Origin of the sequence: Cohnella zeiphila (genome assembly GCF_014212055.1) — a bacterium.
Taxonomy (GTDB): Bacteria; Bacillota; Bacilli; order Paenibacillales; family Paenibacillaceae; genus Cohnella; species Cohnella zeiphila.
On record NZ_JACJVO010000040.1, the window covers coordinates 19,631 to 43,213 of the forward strand.

The window sequence follows — 23,583 nt, forward strand, 5'->3', positions numbered from 1 at the left end:
GCGCAGCCGCGTTTACCGCCCGGCCGAAGGGTTGCGGCGGTATTCGCGCGGGCTCAGGCCGTGGTAGGCCCCGAAATGCCGCGTAAACGGGTGGATGGACGGGTAGCCGAGGCGGTCGGCGATCTCGGTAACGCTCAGATCGCTCTCCCGCAGCAATTGGGCGGCGCGCTTCATGAGCAGTTTATGATGGTACGCCTTCGGCGTCATGCCGGTCTCGCGGAGGAACAGCTCGTGGAAATAAGTGCGCTTCAGACCGCAGCGCCGCCACCAGATCTCGACCGGCTCCCGGCGCTCCGGGTGGACGTCCAGTTCGGCGAGCAGCCGGACGATGCGATAGTCGCTCGGACGCTGCGAGTGGATGGCGTCATACCAGCCGAGCAGCCAGGCATAAAGCAGGGCATTAACCGTCTCCGAGCGATAATGGCGCGCCTCGTCGAACGTTCGGGCGATGGCGAGCAGCCCGTCATAAAGCTGGGGGTACGCTTGCAGAGAGAAAGCTCCGGGCAAGCGGTCCAATTGTTCGCACGGCCGAGAGACGGCGGCCGCGTCCGTCCGGAACGGCTCGGGCACGAAATAAAATTGCCGGTTGACCGAAGCCGGGCGCTCCCGATCCCACAGATCGAAGTATAAATTGTACGAGTTTAACGGACGGTCGGGAGAGACGTGGAAGGCGTGCGGCTGGCCTGGCCTGATAAAAAACAGCGTTCTTTTCCCGATCGGATGCCGAATGCCCTCGATCTCGAATTCGCCCGGCCCCTCGGGGAAAAGGTGAAACGCGTAAACGCTGCAGGTCCGCAGCCGCTCGCTGGAGCTTCCGTCGTACCGGTAGGGCATGCAATCCCCGAGATGAGGCGTGATCTCCGCCAAGCTCATCATCGTTCTCCCCCTCAATTGCGAAAATCACCGGATTTTTTGTCAAATAAATGGATGTCTGTGCAAATACGAGATCTCATCAAAATGATACGATAATCTGGTGAAAAGGAAAAGCATATTCGCTCAGGATAAGCGGATAAATCGACAAATTGAAATGCGCTTGAAGGAGGGGATCGCCATGCGCCGTTTTGACGGGAAAACCGTCCTCGTCACGGGAGGAGGCTCCGGCATCGGCGAAGCGAGCGCGGAGAGGTTCGCCGCAGAAGGGGCATCGGTCGTCATCGCCGATTGGAACGAAGCGGAAGGGCTTCGCGTCGCCGAGCGGCTGAACGCGGCCTTCCCCGGCGAGAGCGGGCTTCCGCGCGCCGTCTGCGTACGGGCCGACGTGTCGCGGTCGGCGGACGTTGCGGACGTGTTTGCCCAGTCGCTGGCCGTATTCGGACAAGTCGACGTGCTGTTCAACAACGCAGCCGTCATTTTGCCTAAGCGGCTGGAAGACATCGAGGAGACGGAATTCGACCGCGTCGTGGCCGTGAACCTGAAGGGCGTTTTTCTGATGATGAAGCATGCGCTGCCCTTGCTGAAGGCGACGAGAGGGACGATCGTCACCATGGCGTCGCTTAACGGTCTGGTGGGGCAGAAGCAAAATCCGGCGTACGCGGCGACCAAAGGCGCGATCATCGCGATGAGCAAGTCGGTGGCGCTGGATGCGGCGGCGGACGGCGTTCGCGTCAACTGCGTCTGCCCGGCCGGGGTGATGACGCCGCTGCTTCGGGATTGGACGGGGCGGCAGGAGGATCCGGCGGCGACGCTTCAAGAGCTGAACGACATGCACGCGCTGGGGCGGCCGGCCACCCCGGAGGAAGTGGCCGAGGCGGTTCTGTTCCTGGCGAGCGGGCAATCGGGCTTCGTAACGGGAGCCGCGCTGCCGGTCGACGGCGGGGCGATGCTCGGTTATTAATTCAATCGGGAGAGATAGCGGATGAAGATTACGAAGGTAGAGACGTTTGTGCTGCATGTGCCGATTACCCCGCCGATTACCGACGCCATCAACGTCGCGACGCATTGGGGCTTGTCGGGGGTGCGCATTTTCACCGACGAGGGGCTCGTCGGCTGCGGCTATACGGGCACGTGCGCGCAAGGCGACGAGATGATCGCGGAGACGATCGACCGCTACTACGCGCCGGAGCTGATCGGCAAGGATCCTTTTATGGTGAAGGAAATTTGGGATTCGCTCCGCTTCGGCAAGATGCACTGGATCGGCCGCGCGGGCGTCACTCACATGGCGCTGGCCGCCGTCGACATCGCGCTGTGGGACCTGATGGCGAAGGCGGCGGGCAAGCCGCTCTGGCAGTACCTCGGCGGGCATAAGAGCAAGGGCATCAAGGCGTACAACACGAACGGCGGCTGGCTCAACTGGACGAAGGAGCGGCTGCTGAAGGACGTGACCGACATCGTGGAAGCGGGCTTTACGGGGGTTAAGATCAAGGTCGGCAAGCCCGACCCGCGCGAGGATTATGACCGCGTGAAGGCGGTGCGGCGGGCGATCGGGGACAACGTCATTTTCATGATCGATGTCAATCAGCAATGGAATCTCAATACGGCGATGACCTGGGGCAAAAAGCTGGAGGAGTTCGACCTGTTCTGGCTGGAGGAGCCGCTGAATCCCGACGACATCCTGGGGCACAAGAAGCTGGCCGACGAGCTGAACGTGCCGATCGCCCTCGGCGAGCACGTGTATACGAAGTATGCGTTCCGCGATTACATTCACCAGGGCGCGGTCGAATACTGCCAGGTCGACGCGACGCGGGTCGCGGGCGTTACCGAATGGCTGCAGGTCGCCGGGCTGGCGGCCGCGTACGACGTGCCGGTATGCCCGCATGTCGGCGACATGGGACAGATTCACCAGCATTTGGCGGCGGCGACGCCGGGGGCGATCATGCTGGAATACATTCCTTGGATCCGCGAAATTTTCGTCGAACCGGCGACGGTGAAGGACGGGTACTACGTGCTGCCGGAGCTTCCGGGCGCATCCACGGATATCATGCCGAAGTATTTCGAGCAGTACCGGGTTCGCTGATAGAAGGATGGATATTGTGCTTATAAAGGATGGGACGCTATGAATCGATGGAGATTGTGGTACGATCGGCCGGCGGCGGACTGGTCGCAGAGCCTGCCGCTCGGCAACGGCAGAATCGGGCTTGTCTCGGACGGAGGCTTGGAGGCCGAGACGTGGTGTCTGACCGAGATTACGTACTGGTCGGGACGGACGGAAAGAACGCCGAGCCGCTCGGCGGGCAAGCGGGATTTGGAGCGTCTTCGGGAGCGGTTCTTCGCAGGCGACTACGCGGGCGGAGAAAAGCTGGCGGAAGAGCTGCTGCAGCCGGCCAAAGGGAATTTCGGCACGAACCTTGCCGTGTGCGACGTGCGGCTCGAATTCGGCCATGCGGGGGAAGCCGGAGACTATGTGCGCGAGCTGAATCTGGAGGAGGCGGTCGCCGGCGTCTCTTACCGGGCGGACGGCTGCCGCTACCGGCGCGAGCTGCTCGCTTCGCATGCCGAGGGGGTGGCAGCGGCCCGGCTGAGCTGCGATCGGGCGGGCGGACTCCGCTTTTCACTCGCCGTGAGCGGGCGGACCGAGCGGTTCGAGGCGAAGGCCGCGGGCAACGGAACGTTGACGTTCGCGGGCCAGGCGGTCGAATCGGTGCACAGCGACGGCGACTGCGGCGTCCGGTGCGCAGGAGAGATCCGCGTCGTCGCGCGGGGCGGGGAGATTCGCGCCGAAGGGGGACGGATCGTCGTGCAGGGCGCCGACGAGGCGGAAGTTTACCTGGCCGTGAACACCGATTACGGCGAGGACGGCAAAGAGTGGCGCTCCCGCAGCGGGCGGCAGCTCGCTCAAGCTGCCGCTCTGGGATTCGCCCGCCTGCGCGAGCGGCATGTGGCGGACTACCGTCGGCTGTACGCTAGGCAAACCGTCGAGCTGGGAGACACCGGCCGTTCGGAACTGCCGACCGATGAAAGGCGGCGCCTGTTGCAAAGCGGGTCGACGGACGATCCTCAGCTGTTCGCGCTATTTTATCAATACGGGCGCTACTTGACGATCGCCGGATCTCGGGAAGATTCGCCGCTTCCGATGAATCTGCAAGGCATCTGGAACGACGGCGAGGCGAACCGGATGGCGTGGAGCTGCGATTACCATCTCGACGTGAATACGGAGATGAATTACTACCCGACCGAAGTCGGCCATCTGACCGAGTGCCGCGCACCGCTGTTTCGCTACCTTCGCCGGCTGTCCGACGCCGGGAGAGAGACGGCGCAGGACTTTTACGGCTGCGGAGGCTGGGTTGCTCACGTATTTTCGAACGCTTGGGGTTTTACGGCGCCGGGCTGGCACTATTCGTGGGGGATGAACGTTACCGGCGGTTTATGGCTGGCGATGCAGCTGCGCGAGCACTATGAGTTCAGCCTGAACCGAGCCTTCCTGGCGGAGACGGCCTATCCGATTTTGCGGGAGGCGGCCGTTTTCTATCTGGACTATATGACCGTTCATCCCCGGTACGGCTGGCTCGTGACCGGCCCGTCCAATTCGCCGGAGAACAGCTTTTACCCGGGGCCGCCCGAAGCCGGCTCGCACACGCTGTCGATGGGCCCGACGATGGACCAGACGCTCGTTCTCGATTTGTTCGAGTTCTGCTTGCGGTCGGCGGAGCAGCTTGATTCGGACGCAGCGCTGCAAGCTCGGCTTCGCGAGGCGATCGCGCTGCTCCCGCCGCTGCGGGTCGGCGCAGGCGGACAACTGATGGAGTGGCTGGAGGATTATGGGGAGGCTCAGCCCGACCATCGCCATTTGTCGCATCTGTACGCTCTGTATCCCGGCGACCGGGTGACGCCGGACGGAACGCCTGAACTGGCGGCCGCGGCGCGGAAAACGCTCGATACGCGCATGATCAGCGACAGTCTGGAGGACGTCGAGTTTACGATCTCCCTGTTCGCCGCCGGGTTCGCCCGGCTTCGGGACGGCGAGGCAGCTTACCGCCAGCTGTCGCATCTCATCGGAGAGCTTTGCTTCGATAACTTGTTCACCTACTCCAAGCCCGGAATTGCCGGAGCGGAGACGAACATTTTCGTCGTCGACGGCAATTTCGGCGGCACTGCGGCGCTGGCGGAAATGCTGCTGCAAAGCCGCGCCGGGGAGATTCGCCTGCTGCCTGCTCTGCCGTCGGCATGGCCGTCCGGCCGGGCCGACGGCCTTCGCGCCCGCGGCAACGCGGAAGTGTCGCTGGCCTGGGCGGACGGCCGGCTGACGTCGGCGACCGTGACGGCGCGGGGCGCGCTGCTGACGACGCTCCGCTGCGGAGACCGCTCCGTCGCCCTCAGCCTCGAAGCCGGCGAATCGCTCGCCGTGGACGGGCAGCTTCAGGTCGTCTCCCGGCAAGGAACAATCGTCTGATCCGAACGCTCCGCACCACTGAAAGCCGCTCGTAATAGCAGGAGCCTCCCGCATCGCTACCAAAGCGAAGCCGGAGGCTGCTTTTTTCCGGGAACTTGCGGCGATAGGCAGAACGGGGCGTTGTGCAGTACCTTCGTTCGCAGCCTTTCTTTCGAAATCCCCTTGGCTCAGTCCGGGTATCCCCTCGTCTTGACTCCTTATCCTCGAAATCCCGTTCGCTCAGTCCTTGGTATCCTCGGTTTTTCTCCTTATCCTCGAAATCCCCTTCGCTCAGTTCGGGTATCCCCTCGTTTTGTCTCCTTATCTTCGAAATCCCGTTCGCTCAGGACTCGTCCCATTATCCCCGGCTCGCCATTTTTGCCGCTATTCCCAACCGAACGAGCCCCGCCTCACCCTGCCACTTATCCCGATTTCATCTGATTTCAGATTAACTAACTTCGAGTCGCCCCAAATTCCGCAGATTTAATCTGATAACAGATTAAATTGCCCGGTCCCCACCTCTCCACGCCCGGAATTAGCCTGAAATCAGACTAATGAAACTCGGACCGCCCTACTTTTCGCCGAATGAATCGGATATCCAACCAACTAGCCCCGCCTCACTCCGTCACGCCTCGGGACTAATCTGAAACCCGGCTAACTTAAACTCGGACCTGAGGGAACGGGATTTCGATTGAAAGCGGGCGGAGAGCCCTGCATGCGAGATAACGAACCTGAGCAAAGGGATTTCGAATGGAAGCGGGAGGGAAGGCCCGCATAAGAGAAAGCACCTCCTGAGCGAACGGGATTTCGAGCGAGGCCGAGGAGAGCGCCGAAAGGTGAGGGAGAGCGCCGGAACCTGAGCGAACGGGATTTCGAAGGTAAGGGAGCGGAAGAGGTGCTGCGAGGAGGAGGAGGAGGAGGAGGAGGAGGAGGAGGAGGAGCCCGGCGACGCGAGAAACGAAAAAGGAACAGAACGGGTGAAGAGGACGGCAAACGAGCGAGATGACGGAGAGAGCCCGGAGCTTTGGGAGAAAAGGCCGCCGGAAGGCGAACTGGACCCGCCAAAACGGGAGAGATGTACGCCGAAAGGAGCAGTTGTACCTACCCGAAACGGGCGATTCTCCCCTATGATCAACCTGTAGTAAGCGCTGCCACAGCCGCAGCGCAACAGGCATCGCAGGCAAGCGACTTGGGAGGGATCGTTCTGAACGTTGAAATCGCACTGGATTCGAAAACGCCGGCGTCTCGCAAACGCGGCATGGCCTACGCGGCCCGCAAAAGCTTGCGCAGACATTGGCAGCTTTATTTGGTCGTCGTGCCGCCGCTGCTCTTTTTTCTGATATTCAAATATATTCCGATGCTGAACGCGGTCCTCGCTTTCAAGGACTACAACGTCATCAAAGGAATCTGGGGCAGCCCTTGGGTCGGCTTCAAAAACTTCAACTTGTTTTTCGACAATCCGCTCTTCTGGAGTCTGCTGAAGAACACGATCTATTTGAGCGGCTATCTGCTGCTGGCCGGCTTCCCGATTCCGATCCTGCTCGCGCTGATGCTGAACGAGGTGCGGAGCGGAAGGTTCAAAAAGCTGGTGCAGATGGTTTCGTTCGCGCCTTACTTTATTTCCACGGTCGTCATGGTGTCGATGATCATGCTGTTTCTGGCGCCCAGGCTTGGCTTCGTCAATATCGCGCTGAACCATCTGGGGCTGCATTCGATCAACTTCCTCGGCGAGCCGGGCATGTTCCGGTCGATTTACGTCTGGTCGGACATCTGGCAGACGGCCGGCTATACGGCAGTCATCTATTTGGCCGCGCTGGCGGGCATCGATCCGACGCTTTACGAAGCCGCCAAGGTGGACGGGGCTTCCCGTTTTCAGAAAATCCGCCATGTCGATCTGCCGGGCATTCTGCCGACGATCATCATCGTGCTCATTCTGAACGTGGGCAACGTCATGGCCATCGGGTTCGAGAAGGTGTACCTGCTGCAAAACCCGCTCAACCTCGTCAATTCGGAGATTATCGCGACGTACGTGTACAGCATCGGCCTGCTGAACGCCAATTACAGCTTCGCGACGGCGGTCGGCCTGTTCAATTCCCTCATCAACTTCATTCTGCTGCTGCTCGTGAACGGTTTGGCCAAACGGTTCTCGAACACCAGCATCTGGTAAAAAGGAGAGCAACCGCATGGCAACCATGAAGAAGACGATCCGGGAATCGACGGGCGACAGAATCTTCCTGACGACGATCTATGCCATTCTCGGCATCGTGCTGATCGTCGTGCTGTACCCGCTCATCTACATCGTCAGCAGCTCGATCAGCAGTCCGGCGGCGGTTACGTCCGGACGGGTCTGGCTGTGGCCGGTCGACATCTCGTTCAAGGGCTTCGAGACGCTGTTCCATACGCCGCAGGTGATGTCGGGCTACGGCAACTCGATTTTTTACACGGCGGCAGGCACGTTCATCAGCGTCGCGATGACCGTCATGATCGCCTATCCGCTTTCCCGCAAAACGTTTTTCGGACGCAACGCGATGATGGTGTTCGTGACGTTCACGATGATTTTCAGCGGCGGATTGATTCCGACATACATGGTCGTCAAAGGGCTGCACCTGATCGACACCCGCTGGGCGCTGCTCATACCGAACGCTGTCTGGGTATGGCAGGTCATCATCGCCCGCTCGTTTTTCCATTCGTCGATCCCGGACGAATTGCTCGAAGCGAGCGAAATCGACGGCTGCAGCGACCTGAGGTTTATGCGGAGCGTCGTTATCCCTCTGTCCAAACCGATTCTGGCCGTGCTCGTGCTCATGTACGCGGTCGGGCAGTGGAACGCCTACTTCGACGCGTTGATTTATTTGAAGTCGGCGAACTTGTTCCCGCTGCAGCTCGTGCTGCGGAGCATCATCATTCAGAACAACAGCTCCGGCCTGATGGACGCGATGAAGATGGTCGAGCGCCAGCAGCTGGCCGAACTGCTGAAATATTCGCTGATCGTCGTCGCTACGCTGCCCGTCCTGATCATTTATCCGTTCGTGCAGCGTTACTTCGTGCAAGGGATGCTGGTCGGGTCGGTCAAAGGCTGACGCCCGGACACGGAAAGGGGTGATTCCCATGTAGGGGGCGGGGGAATCCGGAACGGCTTATACTAGGAAACGACATGAAAAAGGGAGCGAACACACAGTGAAAAAGAGATGGCTCAGCCTGCTTGCGATTGCGGTCATGGTCAGTTTGGCGCTCAGCGCCTGTTCGAAAGGCAACGACGGTTCGTCGGCATCGTCTTCATCCTCCGCGGCATCTTCCTCCGGCTCGTCCGCGTCGGGTTCCGCGTCGTCGGCGCCGGCCGCCGCGCCGGTCAAGATCAAGCTGTTCGCCGTTCAGGAGCAAGGCATCGACCTGAAGACGAACAAGTTCACGAAGCTGGCCGAAGACAAGTTCAACATCCAATTCGACTGGGATATCAGCCAATCGGACGGCGCGAAGGAGAAGCGCCAAATCTCGCTCGCGAGCGGCGACTATCCGGACGCCTACATGCTGACGGACTACATCGACCAGTTCTCGCAGGCCGATCTGCTCAAATACGGCAAGCAAGGGGTATTCATCCCGCTGAACGACCTGATCGACCAGTACGGCCCCAACATCAAGGCGGCGATGGAAGCGCATCCGGATTTGAAAGCGTACGTCACCGCGCCGGACGGCAACATTTACGGCCTCGACGCTTATGCGCAATGCTTCCATTGTTCCTATCCGAACAAGATGTGGATCAATACGAAATGGCTGAAAAAGCTGAATCTCGAAATGCCGAAAACGACGGAAGATTTCAAGAAAGTGCTGGAAGCGTTCAAAACGCAGGACCCGAACGGCAACGGCAAAGCCGACGAAGTGCCGCTCAGCGGCTCGACCGAAGATTTCGGCGTACGCGTCATTCCGTACCTGATGAACGGCTTCGTCTATGACGACGACCGCAACTACCTCATGCTGCAGGACGGCAAAGTGCAGTCCGCCGCCATTACTCCGGAGTGGAAGGAAGGCCTCGCCTACGTCAAATCGCTCTACGACGAGGGGCTGATCGACCCGGGCGCGTTCACGCAGAACGCGGAAGCGTTCAAGAAGATCGGCGAGAACGCCGACGCGCAAATTTTGGGCGCCGGAGCGGGCATGCACCCGGCCATTTTCGTCAATATCGACCAAGGCAACAAGTATTCCGCCGACTATGACGCCGTGCCGCCGCTGACCGGACCGCACGCTTCGTTCGCCACGCATGACGGAGGCGGCGTCGCGCCGGGCGCGAAGTTCGTCATCACGAACAAAGCAAGCAAAGAAGCGCAGATCGCGCTGATCAAACTGGTCGACTACATGTTCACGCCGGAAGGCCAAACGAACGCTTCGTCGGGCGTGGAAGGCCTCGACTGGGAAAAGCCGGGACCGGACGACAAGGCGCTGGACGAGAACATTCAGGCGCAATTCAAGCCGATTCCGGCGAAGGAAGGCGACGCTCCGCATAACGGTTCCTGGAGCGGCATGGGCCACTTCTACATGCCGAAGGAATACCGCGACAGCTTCGTGTCGGCGACGGACATTTACTCTCCGGACGGCTACGAACGGAGACTGTACCAGGCAACGCTGCTGTACCAAGGCCATGAGCCGAAGGAGCTGTTCCCGCTCTGGTCGCTGTGGGTCGATCCTTCCCTGACGGACGAAGCCAGCATGCTCCAGACGAACCTGCGCAACTATATCGAGCAGAACGAGCTGCAATTCGTAACCGGTAACAAGGATTTAAACAAGGACTGGGACAGCTATGTAAAAGGATTGAAGGATCTGAAGCTGGACCGCTATCTGGAAATCCTGCAGCAGGCATACGACAACATGGCCAAGTAACGGCAGGGTAAGAACGGCTAAAAGCGAGAAGCCACAGGCTAGACGGCCAGAGGCGAGACAGCCAGAGATTAGCAATCGCGGGAGATCAGACGTACGGCCCTTCGGGCGGGGCGTCTGATCTTTCGCGTTCAAGGGAGGAAAGGACAGTGAAGCTGAATGCGTGGGAGCAAGCAAAGCGGCACCCGGTTGTCGGCGACCGTCCGGCGCCGGGATTTTTCGAGGGGGCGCTGCTCGGCAACGGCGGGCTCGGCGCCGTCGTGACAACGCGCCCGGACGCGGTCGTCGTCCGGTTCGGCCATAACAGCGTCTGGGACATCCGGATCGCCGAAAATCATCGGGAGGAGCTCGGCACGTTCGCGGAGCTGTTCGAGCGGCTGAAGCAGATTCCCGAGCATTACGAGTCCTTGAGCAAAGACGAATGGTATCGGGAGTACGTCCAGATGGCGGCCGACAACTACGGCCGCCCGTATCCGCGCCCGATGCCGTGCGGCTCGCTGCTGCTGGGCTTCGACCGGCGGAAGGCGGAGCTGCTCGGCCACAAGCTGCACATCGACCGCGGCTTGTGCGAGGTTTTCTTCCTGATCGGCGGGAAGCGGGCGGTGCTGGAGATTTTCGTCGATCAGACGAAGGACGAACTCTGGCTGGCAATGAAGCCGGCAAAAGGTTCGAAGTCCGGAGCGGGGTCGGCTTCGCCGTTCAATCGCATCCGGCTGCTGCCGGATCCGTACACGCCGCCGGAGCTGCCGGCCTGCCGGACCCATGCGGAGGCGGATAGGGCAGGCGGCGGAACGCTGGCGCTGCGGCAGACGCTGCCCCGGGCCGAACGGCCCGGCAAAGCCGCCGACCCCCGAGACCGGGCGTTCCGCCTGTCCGCGCGCGTGTCCGGCGGCGCGGGCTTTCGGCCCGGCGCGAACGCGCTCGAGGCGGCGCTGGCGCCGGGGGCGGACCTCCTCGTCCGCGTGCGACTGGACGAGAGCTTGAACCGCGACGTTCCCGCCGCCTCCGGCGCGGCGGGAACGCTAACGGCCGATCGCCGCGCGCGCCGGGAGGCGCTCGCGGCTTCGGAAGAGAAGTGGCGCGCATACTGGTCCCGTTCCGGCGTGGCGCTGGAGGACGATTTTCTGGAGGCGGTCTGGTATCGCAACCTGTACTTCTTCCAATGCGCCGTCCGGCCCGACGCGGCGTGCCCGGGCTTGTTCGCCAACTGGAGCCACGGGCGCATCGGCGCCGAATGGCACGGAGACTACCATATGAACTACAACACGCAGCAGCCGTTTTGGGTTGCCTTTTCGAGCAACCATGCAGACAAGCATCTCGCCTATGTGAACATGGTCGACCACGTGCTGCCGGTCAGCCGGAAGTGGGCGCAGGAATACTACGGCTTGCGCGGAGCGTACTATCCGCACTCGGCATATCCGGTCGAGATGACGATGATGCCGTACCCGGTGCCCCATTGGGGCTGGGAGGTGTGCGAGACGCCGTGGACCGTGCAAAGTCTGTGGTGGCACTACTTGTACACGATGGACAAGGAATTTCTCGCGAACCGCGCTTTCGTGCCGATCAAAGAAGCGGTCCTGTTCATGGTCGATTACATGAAGCGGCCGGAGGCAAGCGGCGAGGCATGGGGCGACGACCGCTATCATATTTTTCCGACGGTCGTGCCGGAGCTGTACGAGCTGACGCCGGGCTTCCGCCGGAATCGCGACTGCCTCGTCGACCTGACGCTGACGAAGTTCCTGCTGCGGTCGTTCGAGCAAACCTGTGCGGCGCTTGGCCGAGAAGAGGAAGAGCGGGAGCTGCTTGCGGAGGTCGCCGACGTGCGGGGCCGGTTCCCGGACTATCCGACCGCGGAGTCGCGCCAAGGCACCGTGTTCGTCTCTGTCGCGGGGGAGGATCCGGACGTCGTCTACAATGTGCCGAACTCGGTAACGACCGTTTTTCCCGGCGAGGAGCACGGACTGCATTCGCCGCCGGAGCCGTACGCGATCGCCGTCAACTCGTACCGCAACCACCGCAACGAAGGCGGCAACGAGCTTGTTTTCTACCATATGGCGGGCGCGCGGCTCGGTCAGCTCGACCTGGAGCGGTTCAAACGGCAGATCGCTTACTGCCTCCTGCCGAACGGTACGTGTACGGATCGGCTGCTGGAGAGCGGCGGGCGCTACTCGGACGAGACGGACTTCGATTATATGGGCGGCATGGGCATTTGGTTCGAAAACTTCGCGCTGCCCGCCGTCATCAACGAATGTCTGCTGCAAAGCTACAACGGAGTTTTGCGGTTTTTCCCGAATTGGCCGGCGGATCGGCGGGCGGCGTTCTCCACGCTGCGCGCGGTCGGCGGCTTCCTTATTAGCGCGGTCTGGGAGGACGGCAATGTGCGGGAGATCGAAATCTACAGCGAGGCGGGCTCGCAGCTGCGCATCTACAACCCTTGGAAGGAAGGCGCTCGCATCACGAGAGACGGAGAAGGGGGTAAGGCTTGGGCCGCGGGAGACGTGATCGAGACGGACACTGCGCCCGGAGAGACGATCCGGCTGGCGAAGGCGCTACGCTAGCCAGGCAAGCCGGGCGCGGAGGGAGCTCGGAACGGGTTGGCCGGTCCGAGCTCCAAGGCTTCCGGGCGGCGGCTGTCACCACGACTTCAGCACGGAGTCCGCCGGAATGTTGTTTAAAGCCGGGAACGATTCGGAGGCGGCCGTGCCGGGCGTCTCCGGTTCACGGAACTTCTGCCGGTCCGCGGAGTCGTCCGCGGACTCCGTCGCTGCCGCGGCGCGGTTCTCGTCCTGAGGCTGAGGCGCGTCCTTGTTCTCCATTTGGCTGGTGCCGTGGAAAAAACCGCCCGCTTCGATCGCCAGCTCCGAGGCGCTCAGATTGCCGAGCAGGCGGCCCGACGATTTGACGATCAGCTTGCCTTTGGCGATAACGTTGCCGTGAACCGTGCCGGCCAGCACGACGTTGCGGGCCGAGACGTTCGAGCGGGCGACGCCTCGCTCGCCGATGATGACGTCACCTTCGCAGACGACGTCTCCGGTGATTTCCCCTTCCAGCCGAATGCTGGCCTGCGACTTGATCTTTCCTTCGAAGGTGCTGCCTTCTCCGATGAGCGTATCCGTCGTTCCGGGATCGAGTTTTTTCTTGAACATCTCTATTCACTTGCCTTTCTGTCAGCTTTGAGATAGGCGCGCGGATCGACGGGCTCGCCGGCGACGAGAACCTCGTAATGCAGATGCGGGCCGGTGCTTCGGCCGGTGGAGCCGAGCTCGCCGATCTGCTCGCCCTTGGCAACCTTCTGCCCGACCGTCGCGATGAGCTTGCTCATATGCATGTACCAAGTGCGAATGCCGTTGCCGTGATCGATAATGATGTTGTTGCCTTCGGCGCTGTCCTTCTCGGACAAGGCGACGACGCCGTCCGCAGCGGCGAAGATCGGATCGCCGACATGCCCGGCGATGTCGAGTCCGGCGTGAAACCGGGCTTTGCCGGTGAAAGGGTCGGTTCGGACGCCGAACAGCGATGTGATTCTGCGATTGTCGGTCGGCCAGATCGTCGGCGTGATCCGCAGGCGCTTCCGGGCCTGGTCGACGTCGGTTTTCGTCTGCTTCAGCCGGTTCGCCAGTTCGTCCAGAACCGGCGCCAGCGTAAGGAGCTGATCGGCGGTATTTCGGGCCAGCGCGTTGATCTCCTCATTGGTGACGGGCAAATCTTCGCCGCCCATTCCCCCGTCGGAGGGATCTCCGTCTTCCACCGTTCCGCCGTACGTCGTCAAGTCCTTCGCGCCCCCTTTCGAAGAGTCTGCCTCCTGCAGGCCGACCATGCCCTTGACCTGATTTTCCAATTGATTGACTTCATCCACTTTCTGTTGGATCGACTTGGTCTGTTCGGACAATCCGGCGACTTGGGTTTGCAGCGACTCGATGCTGTCGTTCTTGTCCGCCAGTTGGCGCTCGTATCGGGAAGCGGATTCGGACAGCTCCCGCCGCATGTCGCCGACATCGCTTAAATTGCGGGCATACAGCAGGAAGAGGCCGCAGGCGACGAGAGCAAGGAACGCGAAAAGCGCAGGTACCGCGATAAAGATCAACCGCGGCAAGGCAAAACGTTTGACCGAGCCGTTCGCATCCGGAATGATGACGAATGTGAACCGCTTCATGCTCCACTTCATGACTGACCTCCTGGTTCTTCAAGCAGCTTTGTCCGAAATAGGGGTTCGACATTATGGGACAAAATTCCTTTTAAAACGGAAAAATTATGAAAATAGACCCTGAAAAAAAGAGGATTTTGTCAGAATGAGGCGAAAAGGTACAAATCAAATACTTGCATATGGGAAAATCAGGCATGACCAAGGACAGGAGGCGCATTATGTTCAGATTAGCGGGCATCGATATCGGCAACGACAGCGTCAAGCTGGTTGTCGGAGGAGGGGGCGAACCGATCGTCATCCCGAACGTCGTATCGCCGGGGTACGAGAGACTGGTGCTGCAAGAGGAAGACTCCCCGCTCAAGGCGTTGGACGTCATGGTCTACAGCCCGAAGCTGCGGAAGAAGAAATCCCGTTACTTCGTCGGATTGATCGCTTCGGAGGATCCGGACAACACCGAGCAGGAGGAGACCGACAATAAGGCGACGAGCGATCAGTCGCTCATCGTCGCCCTGACGGCGCTCGCTTATGCCGGCCTTGCCGGTCCGTCTTCCGCCATTCAGCCGGGCCAGACGGTCGACGAAGTCGAATACGTCATCGGAACCGGGCTTCCGGTCCGATCCTATGCGAGATATCATCAAATCTTCGAAGAGCGGCTTGTCGGAGAACACGAGGTATCGTTTCTGTCGACGCCGAAGCTGCAGGGCCGGACCGTCCGGGTCATCGTCCGCAGGGCGGTTGTCTCGGTCGAAGGAGCCGCGGCGCTGTTCAATATGGCGACCCACGACAATTTGCAGATTCGGGACGAGGAGCTGTACAACGGCTGCATCGGCATTTGCGAGATGGGGGCGCTGACGACGGATCTGCCGGTCATCAAGCGAATGGCGATCGACAATCAGTTCAGCACCGGGGAGCTGATCGGCCTGGCGACCTATCTGGACTCGATCATCCGGGAGGTCGAGGATCAATTCGGCTACCGGTTCCCGAGCCGGACGAAGCTGATGCAACGGATTCGCCGCCACGACTATACGGTTCAACGGGTCGGCGAGGGGCAGGCGGACATTCGCCCGATCGTGGATGCGTTCTTCGCCCGCGCCGCGCAGAAGATCGTCGACCTGATCCGCAAACGGTGGAAAAAGTACCCGGACATTCAATGTTTCTACGTGCTGGGAGGCGGCGCGGCCGCGCTGAAGCCGTACTTGCTGGAAGCGGCCGATACGATGCGGCTGCGGTTCGTCGACAACAGCGAGTTCCAGAACGTGCTGGGCTATCTGAAGCTGGCGAGGAACAAGATGAACCAACTGAACCAGCAAGAAGCCGGCGCGGTTTAATAGAATAGAAAGGCCGAGCTTGCCGGCTATACGTTCGAATAAAAAAAATCGGCCTGCGCATCTAGCCGCAGGCCTTCAAAATCTATGATACAGAAGAGGTCGTGAAATCATCTTACCTCCCAAGCCTTAGCGGAAAGTGAAGACAATCTTAAATTCTCATTAAAAAGTGATCGGCGAGCGAAACGTCATTTTGGATAATGGAGAGAGCCACTTGACGCCGGCGGGCGTCAGCGTGTCGGCGACCAGATGGGACAGGTAGGCTGCCCCGGCGACGACGGCCAATCCCTCGACGTGCAGCTCGCGCTCGAACGCCGCGCCGATCGCCGTCCAAGCGGCGGCGGCCCAGATCGTATGCGTCAGCCCGCGGTGCTTCAGCCACGGGGCGATGACGACGAAAGCGCCGAGCCCCATCAGCCCGTTCAAGCCGGCGCTAAGCCCGGCGAAGAGAAGCGCGGCGCCGCAGGCGCTGACCAAGGCGTTGCGAAGAGCGCCTTCCTTCAGAACGAGCCCCAGCAGCGCCAGAACGGCCCCTGCCAGAAAAAGCCTGGTCTGCGGCATTCCCTGGAAGCCTTGGACGGCGAAGGATGCGACGACCGCCGCCAGTCCGAGCCACAGCGCGCCTTCGCGCAGCCAATGGGATGCCTTGCCCAGCTTGCTGCTCAGCATGCTGGTGCCGTCCAGGTCCGCGCTAAGGGCGGAGAAGGCGGCCGCAGGCAGATAAAAGACGGCTTGCTCCCATTGATGAGGTTGATAATAGATGGTTGCGGCGACACCGATAGCGGCCCCGATGGCCAGGTGGGTTCTTCCCTTCATGCGTTCCTCCGGTTGCGAGTCTGACTGGCGTGCGAACATACGTTTGTCCTCGTATTATACACGGGATCCGGAACGCTGGCAAATGTTACTGGACGCCTCTCCTTTTATAAGCCCCACGTCTATAAGCCTCACGTCTATATGCCCCAAGTCGCCTCGGCCAAAGCCGGTTGTTTCGCGGCTTCCGCGCGGCGCAAATATTTTCGGTCCCGCCAACGGAAGAACGACAGGATGCCGCGGGAATATTCGTCCGCGATCATGCAGCCGTAGATGGCGATCAATCCGCCCGACCAATGAATGCCGAACCAGTAGGAGCAGCCTGTGGCGATCAGCCCCATGGACGCGAGCGACGTCGCCATGATGTACCGGGTGTCTCCGACGGCGTTGAGCGCGTTGCCGAGCGCCATGTTGAGCATCTTGCCCGGCTGGAGCAGCAGGTTCAGGCCGAGCAGCGACACGCCGAGCGAGAGAATGTCCGGGTCTGAAGTGAAGAGCCCGAGCATTCGCTTGCCGAGCAAGAACAGGACGAAAGCATTCGCCGTGACGAGCGCGAGCCCGATGAAGAGCGCCCGATAAGCCGACTTATAGGCTTCCTGCGTTCGGCCGGCGCCGTACAGATGGGCGATCTGGATCTGCACCGCCAGCGCGAACGCATAGCCGAGCATGAAGCAGAACGATTCCAGCGTGTTCATATAGGTGCGGGCGGCGAGCTCCTTGGCGCCGAGAATGGCGAGGAACGAATAGATGGCAAGCTGGGAAAATACCCAGCAGGACATGTTCACGCCGAGCGGCCAGCCGATCCGCAGCACCTCGCCGAACAGCTTTCGTTCGAACGTGCGGTAAAATTCCGCGATCCGGATCCGCCGCTCGAAGGAAAAGAAGAACATATACATCAGCAGCACCGTAGACAGCAAGCGGCAGACGTTGTCGGAGACGGTCACGCCTGCGAGGCCCCACTTCGGCAAGCCGAACGAGCCGAAGATAAGCGCATAGTTCAGAACGATGTGCAGCAGGTTGATCGCAATGCCGGTCATCATCGGGCCCTTGGTGTTGCCCGTATTGCGGATGACCGTGCCGAGGGCGGCGGTCATGGCCGCCAGGAACATTCCGCCGCCTACGTAGGAGATGTACATATCGGAAAGAGGAAGAAGATCCTCGGACAGATGAAGCATTCGGGCGATCGGGCGGGCTTGCGTGAACAGCAGGACGCTGATGACGAGCCCGATGGCCGTGCTGACGGTAATGGCCATGATGGCGATCTTGCGGGCGTCCTCGCGCCGGTCCGAACCGATCCGCTGGGCGACGAGTATGCCCGCGCCGCTGGCGATGGTCATGAACAGCGTCGTCAGCGCGTTAAACAGCTGATTGGCGAAGCCGACGACGGCGACGGCGTCGTCCGAGATGCGGCTGACCATGACCGTGTCGACCGTTCCCAGCATCGTCTGCAGCAGAACTTCGATGAAGATCGGCCAGGCAAGCGCCCACAGCGTAAATTTCGGATCAAGCGTTTTCATCATCCCAACTCCCTGATGTTCGTGCTGCCGTTAAGTCTCGTGACTCCGGTATCTTTGTGTGCAGAACAAATTATAGATGGTATACTCGTAACCATGTATCACTTTTCAAACGGATAATTTCATTTTTCCAACTTGAATTCGGGGAGGGGAAACGGTGGATCTGCTGCAATTCGCGCTGCCGCCGCTGCCTCATTATATTGCGAGCGGTTACATGACGGGGGAGCCCGGAGACCGTCATGTCAGCCGCCACAGCATCGGAATCTTCGACCTGCTGTTCGTTCGCCGGGGACGGCTGTTCATCGGCGAGGAAGACCGGAGATACGAGGTGACCGAGGACAGCTTTATGATTTTGCGGCCGGACTGCTATCACTTCGGTTCGGAGGGGTGCCGGGAGCCGACCGAATATTTCTGGCTTCATTTCCAGGCGACCGGGAACTGGTCGATGGCGGAAAAGGGAGCGTCTTCCAACCAAACGGAGGGAGCGGACGAAGTTCCGCTTACGTTCGCCGCGCGGCCTTTTCAACTGCTGCTGCCGCAGTTCGCCCGCGCATACCAGCCCCGCAAGCTGGAAGAGCTGCTATTCCAGCTCGTCCGCTTGGAGCCCGGGGCGCACCAAAGCTCCGTTCGCCTGAAGGAGCAGGTGCTGTTCCAGGAAGCGGTCCAGCTGCTCGCCGCTTCGGCCGATTCGCAGCGCTATTCGCCGGCGACGGCCTGCGCCGAGAAAGCGGCGGAATACTTGCGCAGCCATTACCGGAACGAGATTACGGCGAAGGAGCTTGGCGAACGGCTCAACTTCCATCCGGTCTATATCGCCAGATGCATGAGGCAGGAGTACGGCTGCTCGCCTATGGAGTATTTGCTGCGCTACCGCATCGAGCAGAGCAAGCGGCTGCTGCTGCAGACCGATCTGACCATCGCGCGCATCGCCGAGGAAGTCGGCTTCAACCAGACCCCTTACTTCAGCTCCACGTTCGCGAAGCTCGAAGGGTTGTCGCCGCGCCGTTACCGCGAGCGCTTCTCCCGCGCTTAGCCCCGCCGCTGCCGGTTAGCGCCTCATCCCGGGATTAATCCCGCCGTATCCGGGAACGATCCTCCCGAGCCTGATTTCCGCAGCTGCCGCCGAGTGCCGGCTTCCGGGGACTCGGCTTTTTTTGCGCGCTCATCGTTCAACTGGTATGATGGTTGCTAGTGTTTATAGCAGAACGGCGGGGGTTGACGATCATGAAATTCGGAATTATCGGCACGAACTGGATCACGGATTCATTCATCCGGGCAGGGCGAAAGGTGGACGGCTTCGAGCTTGCGGCCGTCTACTCGAGAACGGAACGGACGGCAAGCGAGTTCGCGGCCAAGCACGGCGTGCGGCACACGTTCACCGACTTGGAGCGAATGGCCGCGAGCGGGGAGATCGACGCGGTGTACATAGCCAGCCCGAACAGCCTCCATGCGGAGCATGCGATCGCCTGCTTGCGGAAGGGCGTGCACGTTTTGTGCGAGAAGCCGCTCGCCTCGAACGCGGCGGAAGTCGCCCGGATGCTCGAAGCATCCGAGCAGAGCGGCAGCGCGTTGATGGAGGCGATGAAATCGACGCTGCTCCCGAATTTCGCCGCCATTCGCGCGAGCCTGCCCAAGATCGGCAAAATCCGGCGCTACTTCGCAAGCTACTGCCAGTACTCTTCGCGATATGATGCATTCCGGAAGGGGACGGTGCTCAACGCCTTCAACCCGGCTTTTTCCAACGGGGCGCTGATGGATTTGGGCGTTTACTGCCTGTATCCCGCCATCGTTCTGTTCGGCAAGCCCCGCTCCGTGAAGGCGGGAGGCATGCTGCTGTCGTCCGGGGCGGACGGCGAAGGAAGCATGCTGCTGGAATACGACGGGATGGAGGGCGTCATCCAATATTCCAAAATATCGGACTCGTCCCTTCCGAGCGAAATTCAAGGAGAAGACGGTACGATCGTGATCGACCGGATCAGCCAACCGCAGCGGGTCGAGATCCGATACCGGGACGGCCGGATCGAAGACGCGTCGGTCGGTCAGGACGACGAGACGATGAAGTACGAGATCGAGGAATTCATTCGCCTGGTCAAGCGGGGGAGACGGGAGTCGGAGACGAACAGCCACGCGAATTCGCTGGCGGCAATGGAAGCGGTTGACGCAGCCAGGCGGCAGATCGGACTTCGCTATCCTGCGGACGACCGCTAAATCCGCAAGCTGACATAATCCACGTTCCGAAGGCATATTTTTGTAGGAACGGACAAGCATGAATTTATTTTGCCGGATCGCCCGTTTCAGGCTTAGATTAAAAGTTTATAAAATCGTACCGACGGCATAAGTTTCATTTTGACAAAAGAATGCGGCAGTAGCATAATGACTCTATCATTGTTCGCCGCAACGTCAGGCAAGATTATGAAGCCGCGCCCTAGACAGGATGAACGCTCAGCCTGCCTGTTTTTTGGCGCGTGCGAAAGGAAGGGGAAGGATCATGTCCTTCATAAGGACACTTCGCGACAGGCCTTTTATTCTGTTTACTTTAATTCTGCTCGTCAAAGGCGCGTTGGCTTGGTTCGTCGTTTTTTCCGACGGGCCGTCGTGGGCAACGCTGATAACGGAAATTCCGTTTTTTTGGGTCGTATTCTGCATCATCGAGTGGTTCGCCACCAAGCGGAAGTTTCTCTATTATATGATCGTGAATCTGCTGCTTACGGTGCTCTACTTCGCCGTACTCATGTACTATAAATATTACGGAATCATTGTCACCTACCACGCGCTGGGGCAAGCCGGCAAAGTAACGCAAGTCGGGGAAAGCACGTATTCGCTTCTCGATCCTTATTATCTGCTCATTTTCGTGGATATAATCGTCTTCGGCATCTTCATGCTGCGGCCGAAAACGATCCGCAAGCTGAAGAACATCGGAATGAAGCGCGCCAACCGGCGCATGCTGCTGGGCGGTTTCGTGCTGTCGCTCGTTCTGTGCATCTTCAACATCTGGCCGAATCACGCCAGCATGAACGAGAACAAGAAGGCGGAAGGAATGGGCATCCTCAATTACGAGGTGTATACGATTTTCGCCGATTCGACCCAGCAAGAGGACCTGATCGACAAGAAGGACATTACCCAGCCCGCGATCGATCAGCTCAAAGGCATTTCGGAGCCGTCCGCTCCGGCTTACTTCGGGGCCGACAAGGGCAAGAACCTGATTATCATTCAGATGGAATCGTTCCAGAATTTCCTGATCGGGCTTAAGATCGACGGGCAGGAAATTACGCCGAACGTGAATAAGCTCGCCGCGGAGAATTATCATTACGACAACTTCTATACGAGCGTCGGCGCGGGAACTACCTCCGACGCGGAATTCGTCGTCAACACGTCGATGTACGTTCCGCAGCACGAGCCTGCGACTCAGGTGTTCGTCGATAAGGCGCTGCCGAGCTTGCCGAAGCTGACGACGGCCAACGGCTACAACAACGCCACCTTCCATACGAACGACGTAACGTTCTGGAACCGGAAGGAACTGTACAGCGCGCTTGGCTGGCAGAAATATTACGACAAGAGCTTTTACGGCGACGACGATCATGTCGCTTTCAGCGCTTCCGACGAAGTGCTGTACCAGAAGACGCTGCCGAAGCTTGAGGAGATGGATCAAGTCGACAAGCCGTTTTATGCGATGATCATCTCGCAGAGCGCCCATCATCCGTTCAACATTCCCGAACGCAAGTACAAGATGCAATTGCCCGAACGGTACGAGGGAACGCTGGTCGGCGACTATATCCGTTCTCAAAATTACGCCGACTATGCGCTGGGGCAATTCATCGATCAACTGAAATCGAGCGGTCTGTGGGACGACAGCGTCATTCTGTTCTACGGGGACCATCAAGGCCTGTCGCTGTACGCCCTGAGCCAGAAAGAAAAAGACATGATGAAGGATATGCTGGGACGGGAATATGGCTATACCGACATGTTCAACATCCCGCTCATTCTGCACGCTCCGGGCGTGACGACCAGCCCGAAAAAGCTGGAGCAAACGGGCGGACAGATCGATATTCTGCCGACCGTATCGAACCTGCTGGGCTTCTCCTTGCAGAACCAGATTCATTTCGGCGAAGATTTGTTCAATCAGAAGACGAACCTGCTTCCGATGAGGCACTTCCTACCGACAGGCTCGTTTATCAACGATACGAGCGTGTTCCTGCCGGGGATCGAGTACGAAGACGGAATCAACTATTCGGTCATCGACAACAGCGAGCTGCAGGACGGCTCCACCAAGGATCAATACGACCGGGCGTTGGAGCTGCTCAATATGTCGGACAGCTACGTCAAGCAGCTTCCGGAAAAAGACCAGTAAAGCAAGCCATCCTTCGGGCGCCGAGCCCGAAGGATTTTTCATGCGCTCGGAGCCGATTGCCCTATAAGGAGGATTACCGATGGACAACATGCGGACAAAGATACCGGGAACCGATCTTCAATCGTTCCCGATTGCGCTCGGAGGCGCTTCGTTGGGCAGCTCGATCCGCCGCGAAGACGCCTTCCGCCTCATGGACGAATTCGTAGACGCAGGCGGCAATATGGTCGACACGGCTCAAGTGTACGCCAACTGGCTGCCGGACATCGAGCCGAGCATCAGCGAACGGGTGATCGGTCAGTGGATGGCGGAGCGCGGCCTTCGCAGCCGAATGATCGTGACGACCAAAGGGGCGCACCCCCTCCTGCATTCGATGGACCGTTCCCGAATGTCGGAGGAGGATATCCGGCAGGACGTGGACGGCAGCCTTCAGCGCCTTCGCGTCGACGAGATCGACTTGTACTGGCTCCATCGCGACGATACGGACCGCACGGTCGGGGAAATTCTCGAAACGATGAACCGATTCGTCCGGGAGGGGAAAATCCGCTACTTCGGATGCTCCAACTGGTCGGTCGAACGGATTCGGGACGCCGCCCGCTATGCGGCCGAGCATGGGCTGCAAGGATTTGCCGGCAATCAGATGATGTGGAGCCTGGCCTCTGCGGACCGCTCGCTATTCCAAGATCCGTCGCTCGTTCCGATGGATGAGGAGATGTACCGTTATCATCTGGAGTCCGGAATGGCCGCTCTGCCTTACTCCTCGCAGGCTCAGGGCCTTTTCGCCAAATGGGAACGGGGAGAGTACGCGAAGGACGACAATCGCATCAGCCCGCAATATCGGTCTCCCGAGAACGTCGGCCGTTTTGAACGGTGTCTTGCGCTTGCCTCCGAGCTGGACGTCTCCGTCAACCGGATCGTACTCGCCTATTTGTCCAGCCAGCCGTTTCCTACCGTTCCGATAGCCGGCTGCCGCATGTCCGCCCAACTCCGCGACAGTCTCTCCGCCGCCGGCCTCCGCTTATCCAAGGACCAACTGGCTTACCTGGAACGCGGCATTTCGCTTTAACTTCCTCCGCAGGCGTCAAGCTTCGTCATTTTGGCGGCTTGACGCCTTTTTCCATTTGCACATTCCGGTGTCTTCCCCCGTTGAATAACCCTCATCGTCAGCCTTAACTTCGAAATCCCTTTCGCTCAGGTCCGCTGATGAGTGGGTTCCGTTTTTCCTCTTTCCTTCGAAATCCCCGTCGCTCAGGAGCCGGCTCTTTCGTATT

Annotated in this window: 17 protein-coding genes; 12 read left to right on the top strand and 5 right to left on the bottom strand. The window is 59.9% G+C overall.

Translation table 11 applies throughout. The annotated features are described in order from the left end of the window. Window positions 1-12: 12 nt before the first annotated feature. Window positions 13-876, bottom strand: coding sequence for a helix-turn-helix transcriptional regulator (locus H7C18_RS29245; RefSeq protein WP_185132664.1), 864 nt, complete (start codon window positions 874-876; stop codon window positions 13-15). Between the two features lie 175 nt (window positions 877-1,051). Between H7C18_RS29245 and H7C18_RS29250 the strand changes: the two genes are divergently transcribed. From H7C18_RS29250 to H7C18_RS29280, 7 genes are all read left to right on the top strand, one after another. Continuing rightward, window positions 1,052-1,834, top strand: a complete 783-nt coding sequence (locus H7C18_RS29250) for an SDR family NAD(P)-dependent oxidoreductase (protein WP_185132665.1) — start codon at window positions 1,052-1,054, stop codon at window positions 1,832-1,834. A gap of 21 nt (window positions 1,835-1,855) precedes the next feature. Continuing rightward, entirely contained in the window at window positions 1,856-2,953 is a 1,098-nt protein-coding gene (locus H7C18_RS29255) for a mandelate racemase/muconate lactonizing enzyme family protein (RefSeq protein WP_185132666.1), read from the top strand. Between the two features lie 39 nt (window positions 2,954-2,992). Then, window positions 2,993-5,326, top strand: a complete 2,334-nt coding sequence (locus H7C18_RS29260) for a glycoside hydrolase family 95 protein (protein ID WP_185132667.1) — start codon at window positions 2,993-2,995, stop codon at window positions 5,324-5,326. Between the two features lie 1,237 nt (window positions 5,327-6,563). After that, window positions 6,564-7,472 (top strand): ABC transporter permease, encoded by a 909-nt coding sequence (locus H7C18_RS29265; RefSeq protein WP_185132728.1) that lies wholly within the window; start codon window positions 6,564-6,566, stop codon window positions 7,470-7,472. 16 nt (window positions 7,473-7,488) lie between these two features. Continuing rightward, window positions 7,489-8,385 (top strand): carbohydrate ABC transporter permease, encoded by an 897-nt coding sequence (locus H7C18_RS29270; RefSeq protein ID WP_185132668.1) that lies wholly within the window; start codon window positions 7,489-7,491, stop codon window positions 8,383-8,385. A gap of 97 nt (window positions 8,386-8,482) precedes the next feature. Beyond that, entirely contained in the window at window positions 8,483-10,177 is a 1,695-nt protein-coding gene (locus H7C18_RS29275) for an extracellular solute-binding protein (protein WP_185132669.1), read from the top strand. A gap of 146 nt (window positions 10,178-10,323) precedes the next feature. Then, a complete protein-coding gene (locus H7C18_RS29280) occupies window positions 10,324-12,732 on the top strand; it encodes a glycosyl hydrolase family 95 catalytic domain-containing protein (RefSeq protein WP_185132670.1) in 2,409 nt (802 codons plus the stop codon). A 75-nt stretch (window positions 12,733-12,807) separates the two neighbouring features. On the opposite strand, the gene H7C18_RS29285 is transcribed toward H7C18_RS29280, so the two are convergent. Together H7C18_RS29285 and H7C18_RS29290 are read right to left on the bottom strand one after the other, a co-directional pair. Then, complete coding sequence (locus H7C18_RS29285; RefSeq protein ID WP_185132671.1) at window positions 12,808-13,320, bottom strand: bactofilin family protein; 513 nt, start codon at window positions 13,318-13,320, stop codon at window positions 12,808-12,810. Window positions 13,321-13,322: 2 nt separating this feature from the next. Next, window positions 13,323-14,339: a M23 family metallopeptidase gene (locus tag H7C18_RS29290; protein WP_185132672.1), complete on the bottom strand. Its 1,017-nt coding sequence runs from the start codon at window positions 14,337-14,339 to the stop codon at window positions 13,323-13,325. Between the two features lie 197 nt (window positions 14,340-14,536). On the opposite strand from H7C18_RS29290, the gene H7C18_RS29295 reads away from it, so the two are divergent. Next, the gene (locus tag H7C18_RS29295) at window positions 14,537-15,646 is read left to right on the top strand and encodes a ParM/StbA family protein (protein ID WP_185132673.1); all 1,110 of its coding nucleotides are present in this window, start codon (window positions 14,537-14,539) and stop codon (window positions 15,644-15,646) included. 159 nt (window positions 15,647-15,805) lie between these two features. Here the strand turns inward: H7C18_RS29295 and H7C18_RS29300 are convergent, their stop codons facing one another. Then, the gene (locus H7C18_RS29300; protein WP_185132674.1) at window positions 15,806-16,459 is read right to left on the bottom strand and encodes a metal-dependent hydrolase; all 654 of its coding nucleotides are present in this window, start codon (window positions 16,457-16,459) and stop codon (window positions 15,806-15,808) included. Window positions 16,460-16,593: 134 nt separating this feature from the next. Next, complete coding sequence (locus H7C18_RS29305) at window positions 16,594-17,970, bottom strand: MATE family efflux transporter (RefSeq protein WP_185132675.1); 1,377 nt, start codon at window positions 17,968-17,970, stop codon at window positions 16,594-16,596. A 154-nt stretch (window positions 17,971-18,124) separates the two neighbouring features. Between H7C18_RS29305 and H7C18_RS29310 the strand changes: the two genes are divergently transcribed. From H7C18_RS29310 to H7C18_RS29325, 4 genes are all read left to right on the top strand, one after another. Beyond that, on the top strand, window positions 18,125-19,000 hold the full coding sequence (locus H7C18_RS29310) for a helix-turn-helix domain-containing protein (protein WP_185132676.1): 876 nt from the start codon (window positions 18,125-18,127) through the stop codon (window positions 18,998-19,000). Window positions 19,001-19,188: 188 nt separating this feature from the next. Next, the gene (locus H7C18_RS29315; protein ID WP_185132729.1) at window positions 19,189-20,175 is read left to right on the top strand and encodes a Gfo/Idh/MocA family oxidoreductase; all 987 of its coding nucleotides are present in this window, start codon (window positions 19,189-19,191) and stop codon (window positions 20,173-20,175) included. A 280-nt stretch (window positions 20,176-20,455) separates the two neighbouring features. Continuing rightward, window positions 20,456-22,315, top strand: a complete 1,860-nt coding sequence (locus H7C18_RS29320) for an LTA synthase family protein (RefSeq protein WP_185132677.1) — start codon at window positions 20,456-20,458, stop codon at window positions 22,313-22,315. Between the two features lie 79 nt (window positions 22,316-22,394). Next, window positions 22,395-23,378, top strand: coding sequence for an aldo/keto reductase (locus tag H7C18_RS29325; protein ID WP_185132678.1), 984 nt, complete (start codon window positions 22,395-22,397; stop codon window positions 23,376-23,378). Window positions 23,379-23,583 lie beyond the last annotated feature (205 nt).

Coding starts and splice junctions, on each gene's coding strand:
- H7C18_RS29245 (WP_185132664.1), bottom strand. CDS start 876: ATGATGAGCTTGGCGGAGATCACGCCTCATCTCGGGGATTGCATGCCC.
- H7C18_RS29250 (WP_185132665.1), top strand. CDS start 1,052: ATGCGCCGTTTTGACGGGAAAACCGTCCTCGTCACGGGAGGAGGCTCC.
- H7C18_RS29255 (WP_185132666.1), top strand. CDS start 1,856: ATGAAGATTACGAAGGTAGAGACGTTTGTGCTGCATGTGCCGATTACC.
- H7C18_RS29260 (WP_185132667.1), top strand. CDS start 2,993: ATGAATCGATGGAGATTGTGGTACGATCGGCCGGCGGCGGACTGGTCG.
- H7C18_RS29265 (WP_185132728.1), top strand. CDS start 6,564: ATGGCCTACGCGGCCCGCAAAAGCTTGCGCAGACATTGGCAGCTTTAT.
- H7C18_RS29270 (WP_185132668.1), top strand. CDS start 7,489: ATGGCAACCATGAAGAAGACGATCCGGGAATCGACGGGCGACAGAATC.
- H7C18_RS29285 (WP_185132671.1), bottom strand. CDS start 13,320: ATGTTCAAGAAAAAACTCGATCCCGGAACGACGGATACGCTCATCGGA.
- H7C18_RS29290 (WP_185132672.1), bottom strand. CDS start 14,339: ATGAAGTGGAGCATGAAGCGGTTCACATTCGTCATCATTCCGGATGCG.
- H7C18_RS29295 (WP_185132673.1), top strand. CDS start 14,537: ATGTTCAGATTAGCGGGCATCGATATCGGCAACGACAGCGTCAAGCTG.
- H7C18_RS29300 (WP_185132674.1), bottom strand. CDS start 16,459: ATGAAGGGAAGAACCCACCTGGCCATCGGGGCCGCTATCGGTGTCGCC.
- H7C18_RS29305 (WP_185132675.1), bottom strand. CDS start 17,970: ATGAAAACGCTTGATCCGAAATTTACGCTGTGGGCGCTTGCCTGGCCG.
- H7C18_RS29320 (WP_185132677.1), top strand. CDS start 20,456: ATGTCCTTCATAAGGACACTTCGCGACAGGCCTTTTATTCTGTTTACT.
- H7C18_RS29325 (WP_185132678.1), top strand. CDS start 22,395: ATGGACAACATGCGGACAAAGATACCGGGAACCGATCTTCAATCGTTC.